The organism is Collimonas sp. PA-H2, assembly GCF_002564105.1.
GTDB lineage: Bacteria > Pseudomonadota > Gammaproteobacteria > Burkholderiales > Burkholderiaceae_D > Collimonas.
This window is the reverse complement of sequence record NZ_PDBX01000001.1, coordinates 776,656-796,034: the sequence shown is the minus strand read 5'-3', so window position 1 is coordinate 796,034 and position 19,379 is coordinate 776,656. Positions and strand designations below refer to the sequence as shown.

The 19,379-nt window shown below is 61.0% G+C and carries 12 protein-coding genes; 9 read left to right on the top strand and 3 right to left on the bottom strand.

The features are described from left to right. Window positions 1-102 precede the first annotated feature (102 nt). The 8 genes from rplS to BCF11_RS03500 all read left to right on the top strand — a co-directional run bounded on the left by rplS (window position 103) and on the right by BCF11_RS03500 (window position 13,623). Entirely contained in the window at window positions 103-495 is a 393-nt protein-coding gene (gene rplS, locus BCF11_RS03535; protein ID WP_061942602.1) for a 50S ribosomal protein L19, read from the top strand. A 208-nt stretch (window positions 496-703) separates the two neighbouring features. Continuing rightward, the gene (locus BCF11_RS03530) at window positions 704-1,378 is read left to right on the top strand and encodes a CoA pyrophosphatase (protein WP_199110736.1); all 675 of its coding nucleotides are present in this window, start codon (window positions 704-706) and stop codon (window positions 1,376-1,378) included. Between the two features lie 219 nt (window positions 1,379-1,597). Then, window positions 1,598-2,554 (top strand): CobD/CbiB family protein, encoded by a 957-nt coding sequence (locus BCF11_RS03525; RefSeq protein WP_098493513.1) that lies wholly within the window; start codon window positions 1,598-1,600, stop codon window positions 2,552-2,554. A gap of 197 nt (window positions 2,555-2,751) precedes the next feature. Beyond that, window positions 2,752-3,099 carry a DUF3579 domain-containing protein gene (locus BCF11_RS03520; protein WP_098493512.1) on the top strand — a complete coding sequence of 116 codons (348 nt, stop codon included), beginning with the start codon at window positions 2,752-2,754 and terminating at the stop codon, window positions 3,097-3,099. A gap of 205 nt (window positions 3,100-3,304) precedes the next feature. Next, entirely contained in the window at window positions 3,305-6,088 is a 2,784-nt protein-coding gene (locus BCF11_RS03515; RefSeq protein WP_369827726.1) for an EAL domain-containing protein, read from the top strand. A 60-nt stretch (window positions 6,089-6,148) separates the two neighbouring features. Further along, the gene (fumC, locus tag BCF11_RS03510; RefSeq protein ID WP_098493510.1) at window positions 6,149-7,540 is read left to right on the top strand and encodes a class II fumarate hydratase; all 1,392 of its coding nucleotides are present in this window, start codon (window positions 6,149-6,151) and stop codon (window positions 7,538-7,540) included. Between the two features lie 313 nt (window positions 7,541-7,853). Beyond that, window positions 7,854-9,581, top strand: coding sequence for an autotransporter assembly complex family protein (locus BCF11_RS03505; protein ID WP_098497304.1), 1,728 nt, complete (start codon window positions 7,854-7,856; stop codon window positions 9,579-9,581). Window positions 9,582-9,606: 25 nt separating this feature from the next. Further along, the gene (locus BCF11_RS03500; protein WP_233212351.1) at window positions 9,607-13,623 is read left to right on the top strand and encodes a translocation/assembly module TamB domain-containing protein; all 4,017 of its coding nucleotides are present in this window, start codon (window positions 9,607-9,609) and stop codon (window positions 13,621-13,623) included. 262 nt (window positions 13,624-13,885) lie between these two features. On the opposite strand, the gene BCF11_RS03495 is transcribed toward BCF11_RS03500, so the two are convergent. Further along, window positions 13,886-15,274: an MFS transporter gene (locus tag BCF11_RS03495; RefSeq protein ID WP_098493509.1), complete on the bottom strand. Its 1,389-nt coding sequence runs from the start codon at window positions 15,272-15,274 to the stop codon at window positions 13,886-13,888. Window positions 15,275-15,485: 211 nt separating this feature from the next. On the opposite strand from BCF11_RS03495, the gene pabB reads away from it, so the two are divergent. Then, a complete protein-coding gene (gene pabB, locus BCF11_RS03490) occupies window positions 15,486-17,372 on the top strand; it encodes an aminodeoxychorismate synthase component I (RefSeq protein ID WP_098497302.1) in 1,887 nt (628 codons plus the stop codon). An 8-nt stretch (window positions 17,373-17,380) separates the two neighbouring features. On the opposite strand, the gene BCF11_RS03485 is transcribed toward pabB, so the two are convergent. Both BCF11_RS03485 and BCF11_RS03480 read right to left on the bottom strand, forming a co-directional pair. Further along, window positions 17,381-17,812, bottom strand: a complete 432-nt coding sequence (locus BCF11_RS03485) for an EamA family transporter (protein ID WP_098493508.1) — start codon at window positions 17,810-17,812, stop codon at window positions 17,381-17,383. Window positions 17,813-17,866: 54 nt separating this feature from the next. Beyond that, the gene (locus BCF11_RS03480; protein ID WP_304441858.1) at window positions 17,867-19,351 is read right to left on the bottom strand and encodes an efflux transporter outer membrane subunit; all 1,485 of its coding nucleotides are present in this window, start codon (window positions 19,349-19,351) and stop codon (window positions 17,867-17,869) included. Window positions 19,352-19,379: the final 28 nt, after the last annotated feature.

Below are 19,379 nucleotides of genomic sequence, written 5' to 3'. Positions count from 1 at the left end.
GGCCAGCCGGCCACCTGTGTTTAACCCCATCCTCTACTGAGCAGTCTCGGCCAACAGCCAAGGCAAAAAACGGCGTCAGCAAGATGGTATATGGAGCTAAAAATGGACTTGATCCAACAACTTGAGCAAGAAGAAATTGCTCGTCTTGCCAAAAATATCCCTGAATTCGCACCAGGCGATACAGTCATCGTCAGCGTCAACGTGGTCGAAGGCACGCGCAAGCGCGCCCAGGCTTACGAAGGCGTCGTGATTTCGCGTCGTAACCGTGGTTTGAACTCCAACTTCATCGTCCGTAAGATTTCTTCCGGCGAAGGCGTTGAGCGTACATTCCAGCTGTACTCGCCATTGATCGCTTCGATCGAAGTCAAGCGTCGCGGCGATGTCCGTCGCGCCAAGCTGTACTACCTGCGTGAGCGTTCCGGTAAATCGGCGCGTATCAAGGAAAAACTGCCACAACGTCGCAACACTGCAAAGGCTGCACCAGCAGCTGAGTAAGTTGTGCCGGAGCAGGCATAGGTATTGCATGAGAAGGGGCGCCGTCAGGCGCCCCTTTTTTTATCTGTCATTCCGTTGCCGATTGCAGATCGGGCCGCAGCTTTAGTTGCTCCAAAGTAAAATGTCGTAAATTGTTATTATCTGTGAATGTGGTAGGTCATCCGTCGCCGTCGCGGTAAAGTACAGAATAGTTGCTATAGGAATTTTCTTGGTTAAATTGACTTTCGATCCCTTGATGCTGCCGGTCGATGCCGTCGCCGGCGAGTCTGCACTGGCGCCGGAAAGGATGAGTGCGGCATGGCTGCGCAAGCGCTTTGCGCACCAGCCGGAATGGCATCCCGAGAACATGGACAGCCAGGCCATCCTGCGCATGTCGCCGGGCAAGCCGGTGACGCCTGCCTCGGTGCTGATCCCCATCGTCATGCATGAAGAGCAGCCGACCTTGCTGTTCACCCAGCGCTCCGCCCACCTGACCGATCACGCCGGCCAGGTGAGTTTTCCGGGCGGGCGGATGGAGCAGAGCGATGCCTCGCCGATAGAGACAGCCCTGCGCGAAGCTGAAGAAGAGATCGGCCTGGCGCGCAGCCAGGTCGAGGTGATCGGCAGCTTGCCGGAATATTTTACCGGCACCGGCTATCGCATCACGCCGGTGGTGTGCCTGGTCAATCCGCCGGTGAACTTGCGCGCCGATCCCAATGAAGTGGCGGAAATCTTCGAGGTGCCGCTGGCCTTTCTGATGGATGGCTTGAATCATCAATTGCGCAGCATCGATCTGCCCGATGGTTATCGCCGGACTTTTTATGCAATGCCTTACGAACGCTTCTTCATCTGGGGCGCAACCGCCGCCATGCTGAGAAACCTGTTTCATTTTTTGCGCGCCTAGGGCGGCAAAACAGCCGGCGGAAAATATGAAATTGCAGAAGGCAAAGTTGATACAAGTTTGATTCTGCGCCTGTGCTGCGTTATCGTATGGGCTATTGCAATTGTTAGATGTTATGGCAAGGCCAGCGCACAGCACATTCGTGTTCTATGGCGCTGCGGACGGGTTATGCATATCTTGCAGCAGCATGCTGCACTGTTGGTTGACTTATAAGGCTGGTTGATGACATTTCTCTCTATTCTGTTTGCATTGCTGATCGAGCAACTCAAGCCGCTCCGTGCGGACAATCCCGTGTATGCGTGGGTGAAGCATTTCGCAAGCAGGATAGAAGCTTTGTTCAATGCCGGCCAGGCGCGCCAGGGCCGGCTGGGCTGGTTCTGCGTGATCCTGGCGCTGACCGTGCCGACCGCGCTGATCTATTGGCTATGCGTGCATATCGGCGCCTGGGCGGCGCTGCTGTGGAATATCCTGATGGTCTATCTGACCCTCGGTTTCCGCCACTACAGCCATTATTTCAGCTCGATCCAGCTGGCGCTCAACAGTGGCGACGAAGCTACCGCGCGCACCTTGCTGGCGGAGTGGGCCAAGATCGACACCACCGATATGGACGTCAGCGAGATCTCGCGCATTGCTGTGGAGAAGGCGCTGATCACTACCCACCGCCACGTGTTCGGCGTGTTTTTCTGGTTCCTGATGCCGGTCGGACCGGCCTGTGCCGTCATGTACCGCATCGCGGAATACCTGGCGCGCGGCTGGAACGAGCCCGACCATATGCGCAACGAAAATTTCGGTCGTTTTGCAGCCCAAGCCTTTTACTGGATAGACTGGATCCCGGCGCGCCTGACGGCGGCGGCGTTTGCCGTGGTCGGCAATTTCGAAGATGCAATTTACGCTTGGCGCAATTTCGCCGGGCGTTGGAAAAACGAAACCGACGGCATCATCCTTTCCACTGGCGGCGGCGCCATGGGCGTACTGCTCGGTACACCGCTGGAAACCGCCGCGGTGATCCTGCCGGCGGACGCATCGACCGTCGATTCGACCGCCATGGACGGTGACAGCCCGCCAGGCGACCTGCCTACGCCGCGCGCGCTGCAGAGCACGGTCGGCCTGGTGTGGCGCGCCTTGCTGCTGTGGATGTTCTTATTGCTATTGTTGTCAGTTGCAGTCTGGCTGGGATAATCAGCCGGCGGCACGGAGGCGGGGCATTCGGGATGGTGTCTTAGTCTTCTATAAGATATAATACGTAAGAATAATCCTGGCGCAAGCCGCCAAGGGTTTTGACCACGTAATTGAGTTGCTTGAAAATTGTAGCTTGCCGGCGGTACACGGCAAGCAAATCTCTGTAGCAAGCGTTATAGAAGAAACGAGCTGTACGCATGGCTGATAACATTCCATCTCCTGACGCGCCCGCCAAAGAATTTTTCATCCAAGGCATCACCAGCGATGGCCGGCAGTTCCGCCCCAGCGACTGGGCGGAGCGCCTGTGCGGCGTCATGTCCTGTTTTCGCCCGGAAGGCGCGGGCGGACGCAACGCGCATCTGCAATATTCACCCTATGTCCGGCCGGTGCTGCTGAATGGCGTACGCTCAGTGGTCGTCAACGAAGATCTGCGTCAGATCGAGCCGCTGGCCTATCATTTTGTGGTCAATTTTGCCAAGGACAACGATCTGCAGATCTTGCAGGGTTGCTTGCTGCCTGACGCCGAAGCGCCGAAATCCACTTGATTTTTCGTCAGTGTTTATGCCTGCATGATCGTCGATTCTTGCCCCGCGGCTTTTAGTTGATTTTGTGCACTAAAAAGAAATCAACACTCGGCGTTATCAGGTAACAAGTCCGTGTAATATTTCGCCTATTGTTCGCAATGGAGTAGAAATGTTTCGTCGTGGTTCGTCAATTTTCATACCCATTGCCTCTTTATCCAGTTTGATATTGGGTCTGGCCATTACGCTCGGCTTGTTTGTCTCGGTGCGCCATCTCGAATACGAGAAAATGGATGCCGAATTCCGGCGTCTGGGCAGCGGTCACCTCAAGGCCGTGGTCGACGGCCTCGACGGCCTGGTGCATGAGCTGGAAACCGTGAACCGCCTGTTTGTCACGATGGACGGCGTCAGCCGCGAACAATTCCACAATTTCACGGCGCCGATGCTGCGCCGCGCTCCGTTTATCAAATCGCTCGGTTTCCAGCGCCTGGTGTCAGCCGCGCAACGGCAGACCTATGAAGCCGAAATCCGCAAGCACATTCCCAATTTCACGATTCGCCAGCTGAGCGACGGCAAGCCTGAGCCGGCTGCCGGCCATGAGCAATACCGGGTGGTGGAATATATCGAGCCGATGGCGGGCAACGAAGCGGCATTCGCCCTGGACGTCTCGTCCAGCACGATCCAGGCGGATGCGATGCAGCGCGCGCGCGACACCGGCCAGGCGGCTTCCACCGATTTGTTCGAGTTGAAGGCGAGCAAGGAGGGCGGCAAGCTGGCCATGCTGGTGCTGATGCCGGTCTACCAGCATGGCGCGGTGCTGGAGAGCGTCGACGACCGGCGCCGCGCCCTGGTCGGTTTTACCAGCGCGGCGCTGCGGGCTGATGCTTTTGTCAATAACGTGCTGGCGCGCGACGGCGTGCAGGCGCGCGAAGATTTCTTTCTGCGCGTGTATGCCAGCGCCACGCCGGAAGCGGGCACGCTGGTGTATCGTCAAGGCAACCCGGCAGCGCCATCCAGCGCCAGCCGCTGGCTGCCGGCCTGGCTGCTGTACGATGCGCCGCAAGACATGTCGCAAACCTTCGAACTGGCCGGCAAGTCCTGGTATATCGAAGCCTCGGCGCCGCCGCGCGTGTTCACCAAGAAAAATGCCGGCTCGATCCTGGTGCTGGTGCTGGGCAGCCTGCTCAGCTGGATGGGCGCAACTTACCTGTATTTCTTGTCGACGCGTTCCAAGCGGATCGAACAGCTGGTCGACGCCCGCACCCAGCAGGTGCGGCTGGCGACGCAGATGATGAAAGAGGACATCGTCGCCCGCAAGCGCGCCGAGGACGCCTTGCAGCTGCGCGAGCGCGCCATCGAATCGAGCGCCAATGCGATCATCATCTCCAGCGCCAAGCTGCCAGACCATCTGGTGGAATACGTTAATCCGGCCTTCGAGCGGATTACCGGCTACAGCGCCAGCGACATGATCGGCCGCAACCTGGAAGTCTTGCAGGGCGATGACCATGACCAGATCGGCCTGGAAGAAATCCGTTCCGCCCTGCGCGAGAAACGCAGCGCCAATGCAGTGTTCCGCAGCTACCGCAAGGACGGCACCTTGTTCTGGAATGAGCTGTACGTGGCGCCGGTGAAAGACAGCTCCGGCCGGGTCAGCCATTTCGTCTCTTCCCTGTACGACATCACCGAGATGAAGAGTTACGAGGCGGAGCTGGAACACCAGGCGCGCCACGACACCCTGACCGGCCTGGCCAACCGCAACGTGCTGAGCGACCGCCTGAGCCAGGCGATCGTCTACGGCGAGCTGTACGGCCATCGGGTATGGGTGCTGTTCGTCGACCTCGACCGCTTCAAGTTCGTCAACGATACCCTTGGCCACAATGCCGGCGACCTGCTGCTGAAGGAAGTCGCCAGCCGCCTCAAGACCTTCACCCGCGAGGCCGACACCATCGCCCGTCTCGGCAGCGACGAATTTGTCCTGATCCTGCCGGAACGTCTCGACGAAGAACTCAGCGTCGGCCTGATCCAGGGCATGATGGACGCCATCGCGCGGCCGCTGCAGATCGAGGGCTACGACTTTTTCCTGAGCTGCAGCATCGGCGTTGCGGTTTATCCGAACGACGGCGCCGATCCGGAAAGCCTGCTCAAGCATGCCGATATCGCCATGTACCGCGCCAAGGAAATGGGCAACAACAATTACCAGTTCTATACCGCGGCGATGAACGAGCGGGCGCTGGAGCGCCTGCGCATCGAGGGCGACCTGCGCAATGCGCTGGAGCGCAAGGAACTGCTGCTGTATTACCAGCCGCAGGTCGACCTGCGCACCGGCCGCATGGTCGGCATGGAAGCCCTGATCCGCTGGAAGCATCCTCAGCTCGGCATGATTTCGCCGACCCGCTTCATCAACCTGGCGGAAGAAACCGGCCTGATCGTGCAGATGGGAGCGTGGGTCATGCACACCGCCTGCGAACAGAACAAGACCTGGCAACGGATGGGCCTGGGCTACCTGCGCATGTCGGTTAACCTGTCGACCCGCCAGTTCTTCCAGCAGAACCTGGTGCAGCAGGTGGCCAAGGTGCTGGAAGATACCGGACTGGCGCCGCATTATCTCGAAATCGAGCTGACCGAGAGCCTGGTGATGACCGATGTCGAGCTGGCGGTCGGCATCCTCAACGACTTGAAATCGATAGGCGTGCAATTGTCGATCGACGATTTCGGCACCGGTTATTCCAGCCTGGCCTACCTCAAGAGTTTCCCTATCGACGCCCTCAAGATCGACCAGTCGTTCGTGCGCGATATCACGGTGGACCAGGACGATGCGGCGATTGTGGCGTCGATCATTTCCCTGGCCCACAACCTGCGCCTGCAGGTGATCGCGGAGGGCGTGGAAACCCAGGAACAGCTGTCATACCTGCAACGCCATCGCTGCGATGAAATGCAAGGTTTCTATTTCAGCGAACCGGTCTCGGCGGCCGACATCGAAATCCTCCTGCGCGAGGGAAAAGTATTACCATAAGGTTTTGACGCTATGCCTGCCTGATCTAATTGCGCGCAACGCCGTCCCTATGGAGCTCACATGACCACCACCAGAACCGAACGCGACACCTTTGGCAAGATCGAAGTGCCGGACGACAAGCTATGGGGTGCGCAGACGCAGCGCAGCCTGCATCATTTCCATATTTCCAGCGAACGCATGCCGACCGAACTGATCGTCGCCCTGGCGGCCGTCAAGCAGGCCTGCGCGCAAGTCAACCTGGATCTCGGCAAGCTGCAGAAGGGCCAGGCCGGCGCCATCATCCAGGCGGCGCAGGAAGTGATTGCAGGCAAGCATCCGGATGAATTCCCCTTGTCGATCTGGCAGACCGGCTCCGGCACCCAGAGCAATATGAACATGAACGAAGTGCTGGCCAACCGCGCTTCCGAAATTCTCGGCGGCGTGCGCGGGGAAGAGCGCCTGGTGCATCCCAACGATGCCGTCAACATGAGCCAGTCGTCCAACGATATCTTCCCGACCGCGATGCACGTCGCCGCCGCGCTGGCGGTCGCCAGCAAGCTGTTGCCGGCGCTGCAAAAACTGCGCGCCACCTTGCAGCGCAAATCCACTGAATTCGACGACATCGTCAAGATCGGCCGTACCCATCTGCAGGACGCCACGCCGCTGACGCTGGGCCAGGAATTTTCCGGCTATGTTGCGCAGCTGGACCTGGCGGAGAAAATCATCAAGGCCGCGCTGGAGCCGCTGTGCGACCTGGCTGCCGGCGGCACCGCGGTCGGCACCGGCCTGAACGCACCCAGGGATTTTGGCAGCCGCGTGGCGGCCCAGCTGGCCAAGACCGAGGGCCTGCCATTCCGCACCGCTGACAATAAATTCGCCGCGCTGGCGGCGCACGACGGCCTGGTGGCCGCCCACGGCGCTTTGAAAACCCTGGCCGCGGCTTTGATGAAGATCGCCAACGATGTACGCTGGCTGGCTTCCGGACCGCGCTCGGGCCTGGGCGAGATCAGCATCCCGGAGAACGAGCCGGGCAGCTCGATCATGCCGGGCAAGGTCAATCCGACCCAGTGCGAAGCGCTGACCATGCTGTGCTGCCAGGTATTCGGCAACGATGTGGCGATCAATTTCGGCGGCGCATCCGGCAACTTCGAGCTGAATGTTTTCAAACCGCTGATTGCGCATAATTTCCTGCAGAGCGTGCGTCTGCTGGCGGACGGCATGAGCAGCTTTGAAGAGCATTGCGCCGACGGCATCGCCGCCAACCGCGACCGCATCGCCGAACTGATGGAGCGCTCGCTGATGCTGGTGACGGCGCTGGCGCCGCATATCGGTTACGACCGCGCGGCGCAGATCGCCAAGCATGCGCATCATGACGGCAGCACGCTGAAACAGGCGGCATTGGCGCTTGGCTATGTGACAGAGCAGGAGTTCGTGGAATGGGTGCAGCCGCAGAAGATGACCTATCCCGAGTAAGTTGTTTGCCGGCGGCATGCGAATGCGCCTGCGTTTGGCAGGCATGACGTTAAATCATGTTACAACTGGCCAGAAGCACTTCTCTTCCCCTACAATATCGACAGGGGACTAATGTCGTTTTCGCAATATAAAAATAATATTTGTTAGAATGAGCCTCCGTATTGTTGCTCTTGCCTATGTTCCTACAGTTTCTCTCGAAGATAAAAACCATGCCGCTGCCCCTTGCGGGTAATTGCGCATGATGCATCGTTTCGGCAGGCCCTGCGCTCGCTTGACGCCAGCCGTCCATAGCACGGTTTTTGCGCTGCTCGTCATGGCCGGCAGTCTTGCTGCGCCCGCTGCCCAGGCCGCGTATCGGGTGGAGATCGACGCGCCCGGCGACTTGAAAGCGCTGCTGGAACAGCATCTGGATTTGTCACGCTATAAAGATCGCGAAGATTTGAGCGAGGACCAGTTGAAATTCCTGATCGATACGGTGGACGAGCAAGTCGCGCAGCTGACCTCGACGGAGGGTTATTTTTCGCCGAAGACCAAGGTGACCGTGGAGTCCGGCGAGAAAAAGACGATTCGCCTGGCAGTCGATCCGCAACAGCGCACCGTGGTGTCCGCCGCCGCCGTCGATGTCGCCGGCAAAGCCGCGAGCGAAGCACCCGAACGCGTCAGCCAGATCAAGCAGAACTGGGGACTGCCGGTCGGCCAGCCGTTCCGCCAGGCCGACTGGGCCAAAGCCAAGGAGGACGGTTTGCAGCTACTGCTGAAGAAGCGCTATCCGGCAGCCAAGGTGGCGCAATCGGAAGCGCGGATAACCCCGGAAGACAACGATGCGCAACTGAGCGTGCAATATGACAGCGGCCCTGGCTTTACCCTTGGCCCCTTGCGCATCACCGGCACCAAGCGTTATCCGAACAGCATCATCGAGAACGTCAATCCTTTGCAGGTGGGGGAGGAGTACAGCGTGGAGCGCTTGCTGCTGCTGCAACGGCAGATCCAGAACACGCCATACTTCGGCAATGTCATCGTCAGCATCGACGACGATCCGATGCATGCGCAGGAAACGCCGGTGAATGTGCAGGTGACCGAATTTCAGACCCAGCGCATACGCACCGGCCTCGGCTATGCCTCGGATACCGGCGCTCAGGTGCAGGGCCGCTACACCAACTACAATGTGTTTGGCAAAGCCTGGGTGTTCGACGCCCAGACCAAGATCGAGCAGCGGCGGCAGTATGGCGCGCTGGACCTGTCGATGCCGCCGGACAGTCGCAGCTTCGTCAATGGCGTCAACGGCTCGTATGACCGGACCACCTTGCAAGGGGTCGATTTGCGCAGCATGAAAATCGGCCTGAAGCGCGCCCGTTCGCTGGAAAACTACGATACCGCATTGACCCTGGACTATTATCGCGACCGCCTGCAGCAGACCGACGGCGCCGTGCTGCCGCCGAACACCGTGATCCAGCCGGGCCAGCACCAGGCCCTGGTGCCCGGTTTCTCCTGGGTCAGGCGCGCGGTGGACAACTCGATTTTCCCGCGCAGCGGCCATATTTTTTCGATACAGACCGGTTTCGCCGTAAAAGGCTTCCTGACCGACCAGACCTTTTTCCGGGCCGACGGCCGCTATAAGTATTATTTCCCGGTGGCCAAGCGCGACGTCGTGATCTTGCGCACCGAGCTGGGCGGCGTATTTACTGCCGGCTCCAGCGCCGCCGTGCCGGCTTCCTTGCTGTTTCGCGCCGGCGGCAATGAGTCGGTGCGCGGCTACAGCTATGAAAGCATAGGCAACTCGCAAAACGGCACGGTATATCCGACCAAGTATATGGTGACCGCCAGCGCGGAATATCAGCACTGGATCAGCGAGCAGTGGGGCGGCGCCCTGTTCTACGATGCCGGCACCGCCACCGACAGCTGGGCCAGGCGCAGCATCAAGGTCGGGGTCGGCCCCGGCGTGCGTTACCGCAGTCCGGTCGGCACCGTCAACCTCGATCTCGCCTATGGTGTCCAAGCCAAGCAGTTCCGGCCGCATATTTCGCTAGGCATCGCCTTTTGATTTTTTCATTTCCACGATTGAACGCATGACCGAAGCTACCACCAGCCCTGCCGAACCAGTCGCACCGCCACCGAAGCCGGGCGCTGCTGCTGGCCGCCTGCGCTGGCTCTGGCGCTTGCTGGCAGCTTTGCCGTTGGCGCTGCTCCTGCTGGCGGCGGCCTTGTTCTATGGCCTACGCACGGAGTCTGGCGCGCGCACTCTGTGGCAACTCAGCACCTGGGGGCTGCATGGCAACCTATCGGGGCAGTTGGCCGGCGGTACGCTGGCGGATGGCTTGCGGCTGCGCAATCTGGTGTATCGCGACGCTACCCAGCAATACAAGATCGACCACATCGATGCCAAATGGCGGCTGAGTTTCTCGCCCTTGAAGCTGCAGGTCGCCTATCTGCATGTGGGCGATGTCGACGCCCGCCTGGAGCCGACGCCACCGACGCCGACGGTGATGCCGGCCAGCCTGAAGCTGCCGCTGCAACTGCTGCTTAACGATATCTCGCTGAACAAGCTGTCCCTGCACCAGGGTTTGAGCACGACTGAATTGAGCCATCTGCAATTGCACGGCGAATCGGACGGCGTGAAGCACAATCTGGTGCTGGAACAGCTAGCTACGCCCTACGGCAAGGCCAGCGCCAAGCTCAGCCTGAACGGCGTGTCGCCGTTTGCGCTGAGCGGCGGAGCCGAGCTTGGCGGCGAATATGAGAAAGAAAAATATCAGCTGGACGCGGTATTGTCCGGCAGCCTGGCGGCGCTGGGGGTAGACCTCACCGCGCGCGGCGACAAACTGAGCGGTAGCGCCAAGGTCGCCGCCACGCCGTTTGCAGCGATCCCGTTCAAGACGCTGGACTTGCAGGTCGCCCACGTCAATCCGAAACTGTTCAGCAAGGGCGCGCCGCAGGCTGACCTGAACCTGCAGGCAAGCCTCAAGCCGGTGGCGCCGCCGGCGACGGCGGCCGGCGCCAGCGTCGATTTGTCTACCCTGGCGGTAAGCGGTCCGGTGCGCATTGTCAACGCCATGGCCGGCGCGCTGGACCAGGACCGCTTGCCGCTGATCAGCGCCAGCGCCGAGCTGCGGCTGGATACCCAGACCCAGCAACTCTCGCAACTGCAGCTGAAGCTGGTGAAAGACGCCAGCATCAGCGGCCAGGGCGAATATCATAGCGACGGCAAGAACAAGCACAGCGGTGAATTCAGCTTCAATGTCGCCGGCCTCGATCTGCAGGCCTTGCATGGCAAGTTGAAGCCGACGCAGCTGCGCGGTCCGCTCAACCTCAAGCTGACGCCAGACAACCAGCAGATCAGCCTGAATCTGGCAGATGCCACTTACAAGGCAAAGCTGGAAGCGGTGGTCGACGCCAAGCAGGTCCTCCTGAAAAGCGCTCAGCTGGCTGCCGGCGCCGCGCGTCTCGACGCCAGCGGCAGCCTGGGCCTGGATGGCGGCATGGCATATACGGTAAAGGGCAGCTTGCGCGACTTCAATCCCTTCCTCTGGATTAACAGCGGTGCGCCGGCCAAGGCCGTGGCGCATGCAGGCAAGCGGCCGGTCTCGGCGCCCGCCGCGCGCGCGGTCGCCGCCAATATCAACATGGATATCGATGCCGCCGGCAACCTGACGCCGGAACTCAAGTTGAAACTGAAATTCGCAGTCCGCGACAGCAGCTACGACCAGTTGCCGATGAGCGGCAACGGCTTGCTCAATCTGGAGGGCACGCGCCTGCTGCCGAGCGAACTGGCATTATCGGTGGCTGGCAATGAAGTGCACGCCAAAGGCAGCTTTGGCGCCGCCGGCGATCGTCTCAACCTGAAGGTGGATGCGCCGGAATTGCAGCGGCTGGGATTCGGCATTACGGGTGCCGTACACCTGGACGGGCAACTCAGCGGCAGCATGCAAAAACCGAATGTGCAGGCGACCTACCATGCAGAGAAACTGGCCTTTGGCGAGCATCGGCTGGACAGCCTGTCAGGGCAAGCCGATGTGCAGGCGGACCTGAACGCCAGTCTCAATTCAAGCAGCAACCGCCTGGCGCTGAGCATAGACGGGCGCGGCCTGCATAGCGCCGACGTGGCGCTGGACAAACTCAACCTGAACCTGGCCGGCACCTATGCAGCACACACCTTGAAACTGGAGAGCAACGGCACCCTGCACGGCAAGCCTTTGCACCTGACCATGGCGGCGCAGGGGAAACTCAGCGAAAGCAAGACAGGCTACGGTTGGCAAGGGCAGATCAGCGAACTGCAAAACCAAGGCGTGCCGCGCATCAGCATGGCGAGCCCGTTGTCGATCACTGCCGAAGCGGGGCGCGTGCTGCTAGGCGCCACGCGTCTCAACGTGGCGGATGCCCAGATCGACCTGAAGAATTTCAGCTTCGATCATGGCAAGCTGCAATCCGCCGGCGCCATCAATGCCTTGAATGTGGCAACCATCCTGAGCCTGGCGCACGAGTTTGGCGCCCCGGAATTGCCGGTCAAGACAGACCTGGTGCTGGATAGCAACTGGGATTTCACGCTGGCGGACAGCATGAGCGGTTTCCTGCAGATCGCTCGCCGCAGCGGCGACCTGCGCGTCAATCCGGGACGCGGCGATGTCAGCCTGGGTTTGTCGGAACTGAAATTGAGGGCGGATCTGCAGGCCAGCCATATCAAGCTGGATAGCCAGCTGGCAGCATCCAGAATCGGCACGTTGGCGGCGCAGGTGCAACTGGCTTTACAGAAGACCGACGGCGTCTGGGGCTTCAGTGATAGTTCGGCTTTGTCCGGACAGGCCGCGCTGCGGGTGCCGCAGCTGAAATCGATAGGCGCGCTGATCGGGCCGCAAGTGGCGCTCGACGGCAGCATCGGCATGGATTTGAACCTGGGCGGCGAGCTGGGCAAGCCTAAGCTGTCGGGCAAGGTCAACGGCGACCAACTGGCCGTCACCTTGTTCGACCAGGGCATCAAACTGAAAGATGGTACTGCACGCCTGAACCTGGCGGATAACGTGGTCGATCTGCAGCAGCTGGAATTCCATGGCGGCGACGGCAATGTGCGCGCCACCGGCAGGCTGCAGCTGGGTCACGACAATCCGGATCTCACCGCAAGCGTGATCGCCGATCGCCTTCAATTGTTCGCCAGTCCGGACCGCCAGCTGATGCTGTCCGGCCAGGCCAAGATCGCCAACGTCAAAGAGCAACTGCATGTCGACGGCAAGTTCAAGATCGACAAGGCGCTGTTCGACTTGCCGAAGAGCAGTGCGCCGACGCTGGGCGACGACGTCGTCATCGTACGCAAGGACGTGAAGACAGCGCGGGCGACGCCGCTGACGGAACAGGAAAAGCTGGCCAAGACGGCGCAGAAGCCGGCCGGCGCCGCCACCCCAGTGATGAATGTAGAAGTCGATTTCGGCGATGATTTCCGTTTCCGCGGCAGCGGCGCCGATTTGCTGCTGCGCGGCGCCATGCAGGTGCGTAGCGAGCCTTACCAGCCCCTGCGTGCGACAGGCACCATCCGTGTCGCCAACGGCACCTACGAGGTATTCGGCCGCAAGCTGGCGATTGAACGCGGGCTGATCAATTTCCAGGGACCGATCGACAATCCGAACATCAATATCCTGGCCATGAAGCGCAACCAGGAAATCGAGGCCGGCGCCGAAATCACCGGCAATCCATCGAATCTGCGGGTCAAGCTGGTGTCCGAACCGAATGTGTCGGATGAAGAAAAACTGTCCTGGCTGATGTTCGGCCATGGCAGCGACAGTTCGGCGCTGGGCCAGCGCCAGGCGGCCGGACAGGCGCTGGCGCTGCTGGGGAATTACGGCGGCAAGAAGATTGCCCAAGGCATAGGCTTCGACGAATTTTCAATCGGATCCAGCGATTCCGGCATCGACAACGAGCAGGTGGTGAACCTGGGCAAGGCGATTACCGAGAAGATTAATCTTGGTTATGAACAGAGCTTGACCAGCGCCGCCAGCATCCTGAAACTGACCTGGCAATTTTCACGGCGCTGGTCGATGGTGATGCGCGGCGGCACCATCAACGGCCTGGAAGTCACCTATAACCTGCGTTTCGATTAAGACCAGCTCGCGAAAAACGGTCATGTACCTCTGCCAAGTGACCTCACCTCGTCGGCCTGTCTAGGCGACCCGGACTACGCGACACGGACTACGCGTCCCGGACTACGCGTCCCGGACTACGCGTCCCGGACTACGCGTCCCGGACTACGCGTCCCGGTCATTCCCGCGGACGCGGGAATCCATTTTCACAGCCATATTCAGTAACTTGGATTCACCGCCTTGGCGCCCGCGTTCGCGGGAATGACGGATTTTTAGAGCTGACTCAGCGTCGGCCCGACATTTCGGCGCCGGCATCCGGCTGCAGCTTCAAGGCAAACGGCAGCGAAGCCATGGCGATCAGGGCGATCACCAAAAAGGCTGGCCAGAAGTCGGCGCTGACGATGGCGGCATGGCCTTGAACCTGGTTCGAGACCTGCAGCGCAAAGCCGCCGACCGTGACGCCCAGGCCGATCGCCAGTTGCTGGGCGACGCTGGTCAGGCTGGTGGCCTGGCTCATCTGCCGCTGGTCGATTTCGGCGTAGGCGATTGCATTCAGGCTGGTGAACTGCATGGAACGTACACAGCCGCCCAGCAGCAATAAAAGAATAATGAAGACATGCGAGGTGTCCGCCTTGAGTACGCCGAAGGCGGCCATCGACAAGGCGCCGAGCAGAGTGTTATACACCAGCACGCTCCTGAAGCCGAACCGTTTCAGCACCTTGGTGGTCATGGTCTTGACGAAGATCGCACCGGCTGCAGAAGCGCAGGTCAGCAGGCCTGACTGGAACGGCGTCAGGCCGAAGCCCAGCTGGAACAGCAGCGGCAGCAGGAACGGCAGGGCGCCGACGCCGATGCGAAACAGCGAGCCGCCGTAGACATTCATGCGCAACGTGGGGATTTTCAGCAAGCGCAGATTGATCAGCGGATGCGGCGTGCGAAATGCATGCCATACATAGGCCAGCAAACTGAGGCTGCCGACCGCCACGCAGATCAGCGAAACATCGCCGGCCACCAGGTGACGGCCGGCGCTGGCCAACCCGAACATCAAGGTCGAACAGCCGATCGCGGATAGGAGGAAGCCGGGCAGGTCTAGCGGCACGGTGTCGTCGCTGCGCAGGTTTTCGATATAGCGCGTCGCCAGGTAGATGCCGAGAATGCTGATCGGGACGTTGATGAAGAAAATCCAGCGCCAGTGGAAATAGGTGGTGATGAAGCCGCCCAGCGGCGGCCCGATCACCGGTCCCAGCAAGGCCGGGATGGTCAGGTAGCTGAGGGCGCGCACCAGCTCCGCCTTGGAGGTGGTGCGCAGGATCACCAGACGGCCCACCGGCACCATCATGGCGCCGCCTATCCCTTGCAGGAAACGGGCAGCGACGAATTGCGCCAGCGTACCCGACACGCCGCACAGGATAGAGCCCAGCATGAAAACGCCGATGGCGCTGCGGAATACGGTGCGGGCGCCGAAGCGGTCGGCCATCCAGCCGCTGATCGGGATGAACACCGCCAGGCTTACCAGATACGATGTCATCGCCAGCTTGAGCGCGATCGGACTCTCTCCCATGTCTTGCGCCATCATCGGCAACGAAGTAGCGATCACGGTGGAGTCCATGTTTTCCATGAACAGGGCGCAAGCCACGATCAGTGGCGTGAGAAAGACGCGGGATATAGCCATCGGGGATAGGTGAGAAGTGCTGTTCAAGACGCAAACTGTGTCGCCACGGCAAGCTTGGCTGCACAGTAAATCTGCTGCGGATCTGCTGCGGATCTGCTGCGAATCTGCTGCGTTTACAAGAGCATAATTATAACGTTTTAACCATTGTCCTTCCGATCAGGTAGCATGCAGGCTGTCGCATCAGCCGCTGGCAGCATCTTTGCAAAAAATCATGACCAACACGCCTCACTCACCGACCGAATGTTTCGCCTTGCTGGATGACCGCACTGCGGCCGCGTCGGACTCTCCCTCATCACGCCTGTACACCGGCCATGTGCGCAGCCTGCAATGTTTTGCCGCCGACCAGCTGCCGCTGCTGATCGCGCAGATGCAACAGGCCTTGCGCGAGGGTTTGCACGCGGTCAGCCTGTTCACTTATGAGCTCGGGCTTGGCTTGCAAGGGATTCCCCAGTCTGCGCCGGCGCTGTCACCGCAGCCTGCGCTGGCGCAGATTTTATTGTTTTCGCAATGCCGGCATTTGAGCGACAGCGAGGTGGACGACTGGCTGCAACAGCGCCAGGCCGCTGAAAGCGACACCGGCGGCAGCGCCGGCATCGCCAACCTGCAGCCGAATGTCAGCGCCGCGGAGTTTGCCGAGGCCATTGCCAGGATCCATGCCTACATCGAGGCGGGCGACACTTACCAGGTCAACTACACTTATCGCCTGCGTTTCGATGTCTACGGCAGTCCGCTCACGCTGTTCCGACAGCTAAGAAGCCGACAGCCGGTGCCTTACGGCGGCTTGATCCAGCTGGCTGACGGTGCGACTGTGCTGTCGCTGTCGCCGGAACTGTTTGTGCGGCATGCCGATGGCTGGCTGACGGCGCGGCCGATGAAGGGCACCGCCGCGGCCAGCGGCGATGCCGGACTGGATCTCCAGGCGGCGCAGGCACTCGCTGCCGATCCCAAGAACCTGGCGGAAAACCTGATGATCGTCGATTTGCTGCGCAACGACCTGGGACGCATCGCGGTGCCAGGCTCGGTGCAGGTACCGCGTCTGTTCGAAGTGACGCAGTTCAATACCGTGCTGCAGATGACATCCACGGTGCAGGCCCAGGTGCGCGACAATGTCGGCCTCAGTGACGTCATACAGGCGCTGTATCCCTGCGGTTCGATTACCGGCGCACCCAAGCACCGCACCATGCAGATCATCCAGGAACTGGAACCCGAGCCGCGCGGCCTGTATACCGGCGCCATAGGCTGGTTCGATGCCGAACCGGCCGGCCGCCAGTTCGGCGACTTCTGCCTGTCGGTGCCGATCCGCACGCTGTGGCTGCAACCGGCGGCGCCGCAAGAGCCGGATGGCGCCGCTGTACGGCGCGGCGAAATGGGCGTCGGTGCCGGCATCGTGCATGACAGCGTGGCGGCGGAAGAATATGCGGAATGCGCTTTGAAGGCGAAATTCCTGACCGGCTTGCCGCCTGATTTTTCCTTGTTTGAAACCATGCATGCGACCAAAGCCGACGGTTGCCGTCACCTGGATCTGCATTTGCGGCGCCTGCATCAATCAGCCGCCTATTTTGGCTTTCCCTGCGACGATGTGGCCTTGCGCGGCGCGCTGCAAGCGCATTGCGCCGCCTTGCCGGCTACCGGCGCCATGCGCTTGCGCCTGAGTCTGTCCGCCGATGGCGTTTGCAGCCTGCAGAGCGCGGAGCTGACGGCCTTGGCGACTCCGGTCAGCTTGCTGATCGCGCCGGCGCCGACGCAGTCAGACGATTTGTTTTTGCGTCATAAGACCACCGTGCGGCAGCGTTACGACCAGGCCTGGCAGCGGGCCCAGCAGCTGGGCGCTTTCGACATGCTGTTCTTTAACCAGCGCGGAGAATTGACCGAAGGCGGCCGCAGCAGCGTCTTCCTCAAGCTGGACGGCCGCTGGTATACGCCGCCGCTGGGCGCGGGATTGCTGCCGGGCGTGATGCGTAGCGTGGTGTTAAGCGATCCGGCGTGGAATGCCGCCGAGCGCAGCCTCGGCATGGAGGAATTGCTGGCGGCGGAAGAGATCATGGTGTGCAATGCCTTGCGCGGCACGATGTCGGCAACGCTGCTGCACGTCGCTTAGCATGCGCTTTAGAACGCGATAATCACAACCGAGCCGGCCACGATCAGCGAGCCGCCGATGGCCACTGGCCAGGTCAGCTGTTCGCCGGCAAACAGCAGGCCCAGCACGATGGCGAAGGCGACGCTCAGTTTGTCGATAGGCGCTACTTTTGAAATCGGGCCGATTTGCAGCGCGTGGTAGTAGCACAGCCAGGACAGGCCGGTGGCGATCGCCGACAGCACCAGGAACAGCCAGTTGGAAGCGCCGACCAGCGCCGGCTTCTGCCATTCGTCGCGCAAGGTGACGATGCCGGCGATCACGAACAGGATCACCACGGTGCGGATGAAGGTGGCGAAGTTGGAGTTCATGCCGACTACGCCGAACTTTCCGAAGATCGCTGTCAGGCCTGCGAAAAATGCCGAGCCAAGCGCAAATAATTGCCAGCTGGAGCTGAATTTCATGATTCCCCCGTTTATCTCAGTCTTATCCCGAACTGCGCCGCCTACGGCCAACAGCTACTTCGCGGCTGGTTTGCCGCTGGCGCCGGCAATAGTAGCGTCGCGGTCATTCAACACCTTGTTGGCCGGCAGTTCAGCCTGGTCCCAGCCGCCGCCCAGCGCCTTGATCAGCAACACGCTGGCAGACAGGCGCCGGTTCTGGATATCCAGCGCCGAGCGCTCTGCGCTGAGCGCAGTTGCCTGGACCGTCGCCACGCTAGTGTAATTCACCAGGCCTGACTTGTATTGATTGAGGATCAGTTCCACCGCCAGCCGTGCCGACTTGACCGTTTCATCCTGCACCGCCGCTTCCTGTTCCAGGATACGCAAGGCGGCTAGGTTGTCTTCAACCTCCTGGAAGCCGGTCAGCACGGTTTGCTTGTAGGCGGCGACGCTGGCGTCGAAGCCGGCGATCGCCTGGTCGCTCTGGGCGCGCCGCGCACCGCCGTCAAACAGGGTTGCCGCCAGCGCCGGGCCGAGCGACCAGATGCGGTTCGGCACGGTCAGCCAGTTGGCAAAGCTGTTGCTCTGGAAGCCGCCCGAAGCGGACAGGGTCAGGTTCGGAAAATAGGCGGCCTTGGCGACGCCGATCTGGGCATTGGCTGCCGCCGCGCGGCGTTCGGCGGCGCTGATGTCGGGACGCCGTTCCAGCAAGGTGGAAGGGACACCGACCGGAATCGTCGGCAGCACCGCCACCATGGCGGCCGGCGCAATCGAGAAAGCCGAGGCCGGCTGTCCGGTCAGCATGGCAATGGCATGCTCCAGCTGGGCGCGCAGCACGCCATTGTCGAGCGCCTGCGCCTGGGCGCCCTTGAGCTGGGTCTGGGCCTGGATGACGTCGGACTTGGCCACCACTCCAACCGCATACTGGTTCTGCGTCAGCTGGTACGATCTCTGGTAGGCGGCAACGGTATCGTCGAGCAAGGTTTGCTGCGCGTCGAGCACCCGCAGTTGCAGGTAGTTTTGCGCCAGCGTGGCTTGCGCGCTCAGCCTGGTGGCCTGCAGGTCCGCGGCGCTGGCCTGGGCCGTGGCCTGATTGGCTTCCACTGTGCGGCTGATGCGGCCCCACAGGTCCGGTTCCCAGCTCACGCTTGGACCGAGCGAGAAGCTGTTCGACACTGAGCCGCCACTGGTGTTGGTGCTGCTGCTGCCGGTGCGTCCGCCACCCGAGCGGGTGGCGGAAACGCTGGCCGATACCGTCGGCAGGTAAGCTGCCCGAGCCGATTGCACCAGCGCCGCGGCCTGGCGGAACTGCGCTTCGGCCTGCACCAGGTTCTGATTGGAGATATTGACCTGTTCGATCAAGCCGTTCAGTTGCGGATCCTGATAGATTTCCCACCAGTTGCCGCGCAGCTCCTGATCTTTCGGCGTGGCGGTTTTCCAGTCCTTGTTTTCCTTGAAGGCGGTCGGCGCCTCGGCGGCCGGCCGTACATAGTCAGGGCCGACCGCGCAGGCGCTCAGCAACAGCGCCGCGGCAGCCGCCGCCAGCAGGGTTTTATGCATAGATGCTTGCGAGTGTTTCATATCAGAT

Excerpts from the sequence above, each read along its gene's own strand:
- rplS (WP_061942602.1), top strand. The coding sequence starts at position 103 with ATGGACTTGATCCAACAACTTGAGCAAGAAGAAATTGCTCGTCTTGCC.
- BCF11_RS03525 (WP_098493513.1), top strand. The coding sequence starts at position 1,598 with ATGACATTTCTCTCTATTCTGTTTGCATTGCTGATCGAGCAACTCAAG.
- BCF11_RS03520 (WP_098493512.1), top strand. The coding sequence starts at position 2,752 with ATGGCTGATAACATTCCATCTCCTGACGCGCCCGCCAAAGAATTTTTC.
- fumC (WP_098493510.1), top strand. The coding sequence starts at position 6,149 with ATGACCACCACCAGAACCGAACGCGACACCTTTGGCAAGATCGAAGTG.
- BCF11_RS03505 (WP_098497304.1), top strand. The coding sequence starts at position 7,854 with ATGGCCGGCAGTCTTGCTGCGCCCGCTGCCCAGGCCGCGTATCGGGTG.
- BCF11_RS03500 (WP_233212351.1), top strand. The coding sequence starts at position 9,607 with ATGACCGAAGCTACCACCAGCCCTGCCGAACCAGTCGCACCGCCACCG.
- BCF11_RS03495 (WP_098493509.1), bottom strand. The coding sequence starts at position 15,274 with ATGGCTATATCCCGCGTCTTTCTCACGCCACTGATCGTGGCTTGCGCC.
- pabB (WP_098497302.1), top strand. The coding sequence starts at position 15,486 with ATGACCAACACGCCTCACTCACCGACCGAATGTTTCGCCTTGCTGGAT.
- BCF11_RS03485 (WP_098493508.1), bottom strand. The coding sequence starts at position 17,812 with ATGAAATTCAGCTCCAGCTGGCAATTATTTGCGCTTGGCTCGGCATTT.
- BCF11_RS03480 (WP_304441858.1), bottom strand. The coding sequence starts at position 19,351 with ATGCATAAAACCCTGCTGGCGGCGGCTGCCGCGGCGCTGTTGCTGAGC.